Genomic DNA, 6,710 nt, shown 5'->3' with positions numbered 1-6,710 from the left:
CCCCCCCCGTCTCATATTTCGCTGCGCTCCATGTGAGCCGACCCTCCCCCTCCAGGGGAGGGTAAGAGAAACGTCCCTACACCACCTTGCTGCTCCCTTGCGTGATCAGCCGCGCCGCGCGCTGGTCGCGCGCGTAGATCCAGAGCCAGCTCAGCGCGACGCTGAGCCGGTGGCGCAGGCCGATCAGGAAGTAGATGTGGGCGATGCCCCAGATCCACCAGGCGATGGCGCCGCGCAGCTTCACCCTGCCGAAGTCGATCACAGCCAGCCGCTTGCCGATCTGGGCGAGGCTGCCGGAGTGCTTGTAGCGGAACGCACCCTTGTTCTCGCCGCGCAGCCGCGCCCTGATCGTCTCCGCGACATGACGACCCTGTTGCTTCGCCGCCGGCGCGATGCCGGGCACCGGCTTGCCGTTCCAGGCGTTGATGCTGGTGGTGTCGCCGATCGCGAAGATCTCGGGATGGCCTGGAATGGTGAGGTCGGCTTCCACCTGCACGCGCCCGGCGCGATCGGCGGGTGCACCCAGCCATTCGGCCGCGGGCGAGGCGCGCACGCCGGCGGCCCAGATCCGTGTCTTGGCCTCGAGCAGCTTGCCGCCGAACACCACGCCCTCGCGATTGATCTCGGTGACCGCCTGCCCGAGCACGACTTCGACGCCGATCTTCTCCAGCGAGGCCTGCGCGTAGGCCGAGAGGTCGTCGGGGAAGCCCGCGAGTACGCGAGGTCCCGCCTCGATCAACACGACGCGCGCCTTGTGGGTGTCGATGTTGCGGAAGTCGGCGGGCAAGGTGTGATGCGCCATCTCGGCGATGGTGCCGGCGAGCTCGACGCCGGTCGGGCCGGCGCCGACGATGACGAAGGTCAGCCGCGCCGCGCGCTTTGCCGGATCGGTCTCGCGCTCGGCGCGCTCGAACGCCACCAGGATGTGCCGGCGCAGGGTGGTCGCATCCTCCAGCGTCTTCAGGCCGGGCGCCCATGCCTCCCATTCGTCATGGCCGAAATAGGCGTGGCGTGCGCCGGTCGCGAGCACCAGCGTGTCGTAGGGCACCTCGCTGCCGTCGTCGATCAGTACGCAGCGTCGTGCGGAATCCACGCCGCTCACGGTCGCAAACAGCGTCGTCACCTCACGCCTGTCGCGCATGAGATGGCGGATCGGCCAGGCGATCTCGCTGGTCGCAAGCGAGGCGGTCGCGACCTGATAGAGCAGCGGCTGGAACAGATGATGGTTGCGGCGGTCGATCAGCGTGATTTCGACCGGAGCGCCTGCCAGCCGGTAGGTCGCCTCCAGCCCGCCGAAGCCGGCGCCGACGATAACGACGCGATGGGGATGTGCGGCCATGATACGCCCTCGAATCTCGCTGCTGCTTTGTCCTCATTTAAGTGCGGATCGGCCGTCGCGGTCCAATAGAGGTTGTCAATCGCGGCATAGGCGGGGTGTATCGATCCGGCGCGAAAAAGCGCCGCAGGCCTGGTCAGGCCTTGGCCGAAGTAAGTAGCATTATATTTCTTGCCATCTCCGATCGGGGCGAAATATGGTGCAGGGGCAGGCGCTGAGCCATTGGCGGCTCGACAGATTTTGCGTTCAATAGAGAAGGCCCAAGGCGGCGATCACCCCGCTTGCGGGCTCAATCATAAGGAGGGGAGTGATTATGAAAACGGCATTCTGGCTGGCGGGCGCAGCGGCGCTGGTGCTGGCGAGCCCGGCTTTCGCCGGCGACACCATCAAGATCGGCTTCGTCTCGACCTTCAGCGGCCCGACCGCCGTGATCGGCAACGACATGCGCAACTCCTTCGAGCTGGCGCTGGACCACATGGGCCGCAAGATGGACGGTAAGCCGGTCGAGGTCATCTACGAGGACGACGGCCAGAAGCCCGACGTCGGCAAGCAGAAGACCGAGAAGCTGGTGCAGTCCGACAAGGTCGATTTCATCGTCGGCTACATCTGGTCGAACGTGCTGCTGGCTTCGCTGAAGACCGCGGTGGATTCGCAGACCTTCCTGATCTCGGCCAATGCCGGCCCCTCGCAGCTCGCCGGTGAGCTGTGCTCACCCTACGTGTTCTCGACTTCCTGGCAGAACGACCAGACGCCCGCCGCCATGGGCCTCTACATGAACCAGAAGGGCGTCAAGAGCGTGTTCCTGATCGGGCCGAACTACGCGGCCGGCAAGGATATGCTGGCGGGCGTGAAGAGCACCTTCAAGGGCGAGGTCAAGGGCGAGGAATACACGGTCTGGCCGAGCCAGCTCGATTTCTCCGCCGAGCTCTCCAAGGCGCGCGCCTCGGGCGCGGAATCGATCTTCGTGTTCTATCCGGGGGCTGCCGGCGTGCAGTTCCTCAATCAATACGCGCAGGCGGGCCTGAAGAGCACGATGCCGCTCTACACGGCCTTCACCGTCGACGAGCTGTCGCTGCCGCTGCAGAAGGACAACGCGCTTGGCGTTCCCGGCGCGCAGGAATGGGTCAACGACCTGCCCAACGAGCAGAACAAGCGCTTCGTCGCCGACTACCGCAAGAAGTACACGGGTCTCCGCCCGACCTATTACGGCGCGCAGGCCTATGACGCGGCGCAGTTGATCAACAGCGCGGTGGTCGCGGTGAAGGGCGACACCAGCAAGAAGGACGCGATGAAGGCCGAGATGGAGAAGGCCAACTTCAAGTCGCTGCGCGGTCCCTTCAAGTACGGCAAGAACCACATCCCGGTGCAGAGCTTCTACCTGCAGGACGTGGTCAAGGACGGCGACGGCCAGCTCTCGCTGAAGACGGTGGCGACCATCGTCGAGAACGATCAGGATCGCTTCCACGATAAGTGCGCGATGAAGTGAGGTTGATGCCTCCCGCTGCTTCTTCCCCTCTCCCCGCGTGCGGGGAGAGGGTCAGGGTGAGGGGGAGTCTCCGCTGGGACGGTGACAGCGAATTCCTCGATAGTTCCCACATCGTCATTGCGAGCGCAGCGAAGCAATCCAGGGTCTTTCCGCGGAGGGATTCTGGATTGCTTCGTCGCTCCGCTCCTCGCAATGACGGCGTGGAGAGAGCCTACACCCTTGGCATGCTGGCCGACCGCACCTCGCGCGCCTGCGCTGCCAGGCGGATGCCGGCATTGGCTGCGCCAAATCCCTGATAATCCCTCCGCTCGACGATCTCGAAGAAGAAGCGCTCGTCGAAGATGTGGGTGTAGACCTGGAAGAACTCGCCGTCGCCTTCGCGGTCGTAGAGGATGTGGTTGGCGCGCAGCTGCGCCATCAGCTCCGGCGCGAGATCGTATTTGGCTTCGATGTCGTCGTAATAATTGGCGGGGATGTCGAGGAAATCCGCACCGCGCTTGCGCATCGCCGCGACCGTCGCGAAGATGTCCCGGCACGAGAACGCGACGTGCTGCACGCCTGAGCCGAAGAACTCCGAGATGAAGCGCGCCGGCAGCGTGCGGTTGGCGGAGGAGCCGTTGAGCACGAAGCGCAGGCTCTGGTCGGCATTGACGATGGCCTGGCTCTGCACGAGGCCCCTGGGATCGGCGATCTCCATCTGCGGCAGGCGCTTCAAATCGAGGATGCCGGTGTAGAACAACAGCCAGGACAGCATCTCGTCATAGGGCATCGACTGCGCGATGTGATCGACGGCGAGCAGCGCATCCGCGCTGGCATCGCCAGGGACGGGGACGGGCTCGAAATCGGTGTCCCAATTCTTGCCGGCCTGATCGAGGAAATAGAGCAGGCTGCCGCCGACGCCGTGGATCGCGGGGATTTCCAGCTCTCCCGGCCCGACCGGCTGGTAGAAGGTGCGCGCCTTCAGCGTCTCGGCGCGCTGCATGGCAAGGCCGGCATTGTCGACGTCGAGCGCGATGGCGCAGACGCCGGGGCCGTGGGTGACGTAGTGGGAATGGGCAAAGCCGTCGGTCTCGCTGTTGATGACGAGCTCGACCTTGCCCTGAGACCAGCGCTCCACGGCCTTGCTGCGATGCGCCCCGGTCTTGCGGAAGCCGAGCTGCGAGAACAGGCGGGCGAGGTCGCCGGCCTTGCTCTCGTTGACGGCAAACTCGACGAAGCCGGTGCCGCGGCTCTTCGCCTTCGGGGCCAGCGGCTCGGCGGCAAATTTCGGCCAATCCGGCGCAAGCTGGTCCTCCAGCAGGATCAGCGAGCGCAGGCCGTCGAGTGCGGTCTGCGCGGCCGAGCCGGCGCGGAACTGGTCGTTGAAGATCTCCAGCGACAGCGGTCCGGCATAGCCGGTTGCAGCAATCGCCGCCATGAACGCGCCGACCGGTAGATCGCCCTGGCCGGGGAAGGAGCGGAAGTGCCGGCTCCATGACAGGATGTCGAGCTCGAGCTTCGGCGCGTCCGCGAGCTGCACCAGAAAGATCTTGTCGCCGGGGATCGAGGCCATCGCACGGGTCGGAAACCCCGGCGCCAGCGCGTGAAAGCTGTCGAGGATGACACCGATCGCGGGATGATCGGCGCGCCGCACGATCTCCCAGGCATCGCGGTAATCGTTGACGTGGCGGCCCCAGGCCAGCGCTTCGTAGCCGACGCGCAGGCCCCGCTTGGCGGCGTGATCGCCAAGCTCGCGAAAATCGTCCGCGGCACGGTCGATGCCGCCGAGCGAGGCGGGCGAGACGTTGGAGCAGATCAGCAAGAGATCGGTGCCGAGCTCCTGCATCAAATCGAACTTCCGCTCCGCGCGGGCGAAGTTGCGGGTACGCTGCGGCTCCGGCATGCCCTCGAAATCGCGGAACGGCTGGAACGCCGAAATCTTCAGGTCCAGATCGCCGCAGAGCTTTGCGATGTCGCGCGGGCCTGCGCCGAACGAGAGCAGATCGTTCTCGAAGATCTCGACCTCGTCGAAACCTGCGGCGGCGATGGCGCGGAGCTTCTCGTCGAGAGGGCCTGAGAGGGAGACGGTGGCGATCGAGCGCTTGTTCATGCGGCCTGCTCCATGATCCGCCCCGGTGAAACTTTTTGGCCCGTGCGCGCGGCCTCGCTGACGGCTTCGACGACGGCGAGTGTTCCCATCGCATCCTCGGCCGTGATCAAAGGCTGTTCCTGACCCCGGATGACCGCGCAGAAATGCCGGAGCTGCTCGACCAGCGGATCGAACGCCGCTGGTGTCATCGTCTCGCGCGACAGCGGCGCATACCAGCCGGGCTGCTGGGCGTAGGACCACAGCTCCATGTTCGGAACAGAGAGCGATCCCTTGGTGCCGGAGAAAATGTAACAGGGTTGATCCTGCTTGGGGTACGCAGCGTTCTCGCCCGATGCCAGCTCCCAGCTCCACGGTGCCGGAGTGGCATCGGACACTGTCACCGTTCCCAGCGCGCCATTCGCAAAACGCAGCAGCAGCGCGGCGGTGTCCTCGACGGCGAAGCCGCGCACCTTGTTCGAGGTCAGCGCTTGCACCTCGGCGATCTCGCCACAGACGAAGCGGAGATTGTCGATGTCGTGGATCAGGTTGATCAGCAGCGGCCCTCCGCCGGGCTCGCGGCGCCAGGTCACCTCGAAATAGTCGTCGGGCTTCTTCAACAGCCACAGGCTGACCACGGCGGTGAGCTGGCCGAGCCGGCCGCTCGTCACCGCCTCGCGCGCGGCCTTGATGATCGGATTGTGCCGGCGATGGTGGCCGACCAGCATCGGCACGCCGGTCTGCCTGACGGCGGCGCAAAGTCGTTGCGCGGTGGCGACGGTCTCGGTCACCGGCTTTTCGATCAGCGCCGGCACCCCCGCCGCCGCGCAATCGAGTGCCATCGGCAGATGCAGCGTATTGGGCGAGGCGATGATCAAGCCGTCGGGCTTTTCCTGCGCCAGCAGCGCCCGATGGTCGGCATAGCAGGCGACATTGCGGGCTTGCGCATAGTCCTTCGCAGCAGGCGAGGGGTCGGCAATGCCGGCGAGCTCGCAATCGTTCGAGGCTTCGATCAACTCGATATGCCGGCGGCCGATCAGGCCGGCGCCGGCAACGGCGATGCGCATGCGCGCACTCATGCCGCGCTCTCCTCCATGGCGCCGCCGAGGAAGAGCTGGCCGATGCGGGGGTCGTTCAGGATGCGCTTGGCGTCGTCGACCATGCGGGTCTGGCCGAGCTCGAGCACGATCCCGATGTCGGAGATCTCCAGCGCCGAGCGCGCGTTCTGCTCGATCATCAGGATGGTGACGCCGCGGTCGCGCAGGGATTTCAGGATGTCGAAGGTCTGCTGCACCATCAGCGGCGACAGGCCGATCGAGGGTTCGTCGATCAGGACGAGCTTCGGCTCCAGCAGCAGCGAGCGCGCGATCTCGAGCTGCTTCTGCTCGCCGCCGGAGAGCGTCGAGGCTTGCTGCGCGGATTTGCGGCGCAGCGCCGGAAACAGATCCAGCGCCGCCTCGATACGCGCGGGCAGATCGAGGCCCTTGCCGGCCGCGACGCCGCCGAGCTCGATGTTGCTGCGGACGGACAACTCCGGAAAGATGTTGCGGCCCTGCGGCACGTAGCAGATGCCGGCATTGAGCAGCGCGCGCTGGCTCAAGTTCGTGACGTCGCGGCCGGCGAAGCTGATCTTGCCTTCGCGCAGCCTGAGCAGGCCGAAGATCGCCTTGAATACGGTGGACTTGCCGGCGCCGTTGGGGCCGATGATCGTGGTGATGGTGGCCGGCGGCACCGAGAAATTGGTGCCGTTCAAGATCGTCATCTTGCCGTAGCCGCCGACGAGATTGTGCACCGAGAGGATCGGCTCGCTCATGGTCTCCTCC

At 65.7% G+C, this 6,710-nt stretch carries 5 protein-coding genes; 1 reads left to right on the top strand and 4 read right to left on the bottom strand.

Features of this window, described 5'->3' with window-relative positions:
• Positions 1 to 76: 76 nt before the first annotated feature.
• The gene (locus Q0743_RS01775; RefSeq protein WP_298239878.1) at positions 77 to 1,339 is read right to left on the bottom strand and encodes an NAD(P)/FAD-dependent oxidoreductase; all 1,263 of its coding nucleotides are present in this window, start codon (positions 1,337 to 1,339) and stop codon (positions 77 to 79) included.
• Between the two features lie 310 nt (positions 1,340 to 1,649).
• Here Q0743_RS01775 and Q0743_RS01770 point away from each other — a divergent pair, with 310 nt between their 5' ends.
• A complete protein-coding gene (locus Q0743_RS01770; protein ID WP_298239877.1) occupies positions 1,650 to 2,822 on the top strand; it encodes an ABC transporter substrate-binding protein in 1,173 nt (390 codons plus the stop codon).
• Between the two features lie 211 nt (positions 2,823 to 3,033).
• On the opposite strand, the gene Q0743_RS01765 is transcribed toward Q0743_RS01770, so the two are convergent.
• Genes Q0743_RS01765 through Q0743_RS01755 form a run of 3 tightly spaced genes read right to left on the bottom strand, consistent with a single transcriptional unit; the run spans position 3,034 to position 6,700 of the window.
• A complete protein-coding gene (locus tag Q0743_RS01765) occupies positions 3,034 to 4,911 on the bottom strand; it encodes a sugar phosphate isomerase/epimerase and 4-hydroxyphenylpyruvate domain-containing protein (protein ID WP_298239876.1) in 1,878 nt (625 codons plus the stop codon).
• Positions 4,908 to 5,966 (bottom strand): Gfo/Idh/MocA family oxidoreductase, encoded by a 1,059-nt coding sequence (locus Q0743_RS01760; RefSeq protein WP_298239875.1) that lies wholly within the window; start codon positions 5,964 to 5,966, stop codon positions 4,908 to 4,910. The genes Q0743_RS01765 and Q0743_RS01760 overlap by 4 nt, the downstream gene beginning before the upstream one ends.
• Entirely contained in the window at positions 5,963 to 6,700 is a 738-nt protein-coding gene (locus Q0743_RS01755) for an ABC transporter ATP-binding protein (RefSeq protein WP_298239874.1), read from the bottom strand. Before Q0743_RS01755 ends, Q0743_RS01760 begins: the two co-directional genes overlap by 4 nt.
• Positions 6,701 to 6,710 lie beyond the last annotated feature (10 nt).

Origin of the sequence: uncultured Bradyrhizobium sp. (assembly GCF_936943645.1) — a bacterium.
Lineage (GTDB): Bacteria > Pseudomonadota > Alphaproteobacteria > Rhizobiales > Xanthobacteraceae > Bradyrhizobium.
This window is presented reverse-complemented; position numbering and strand designations above follow the sequence as displayed.

Excerpts from the sequence above, each read along its gene's own strand:
- Q0743_RS01775 (WP_298239878.1), bottom strand. The coding sequence starts at position 1,339 with ATGGCCGCACATCCCCATCGCGTCGTTATCGTCGGCGCCGGCTTCGGC.
- Q0743_RS01770 (WP_298239877.1), top strand. The coding sequence starts at position 1,650 with ATGAAAACGGCATTCTGGCTGGCGGGCGCAGCGGCGCTGGTGCTGGCG.
- Q0743_RS01765 (WP_298239876.1), bottom strand. The coding sequence starts at position 4,911 with ATGAACAAGCGCTCGATCGCCACCGTCTCCCTCTCAGGCCCTCTCGAC.
- Q0743_RS01760 (WP_298239875.1), bottom strand. The coding sequence starts at position 5,966 with ATGAGTGCGCGCATGCGCATCGCCGTTGCCGGCGCCGGCCTGATCGGC.
- Q0743_RS01755 (WP_298239874.1), bottom strand. The coding sequence starts at position 6,700 with ATGAGCGAGCCGATCCTCTCGGTGCACAATCTCGTCGGCGGCTACGGC.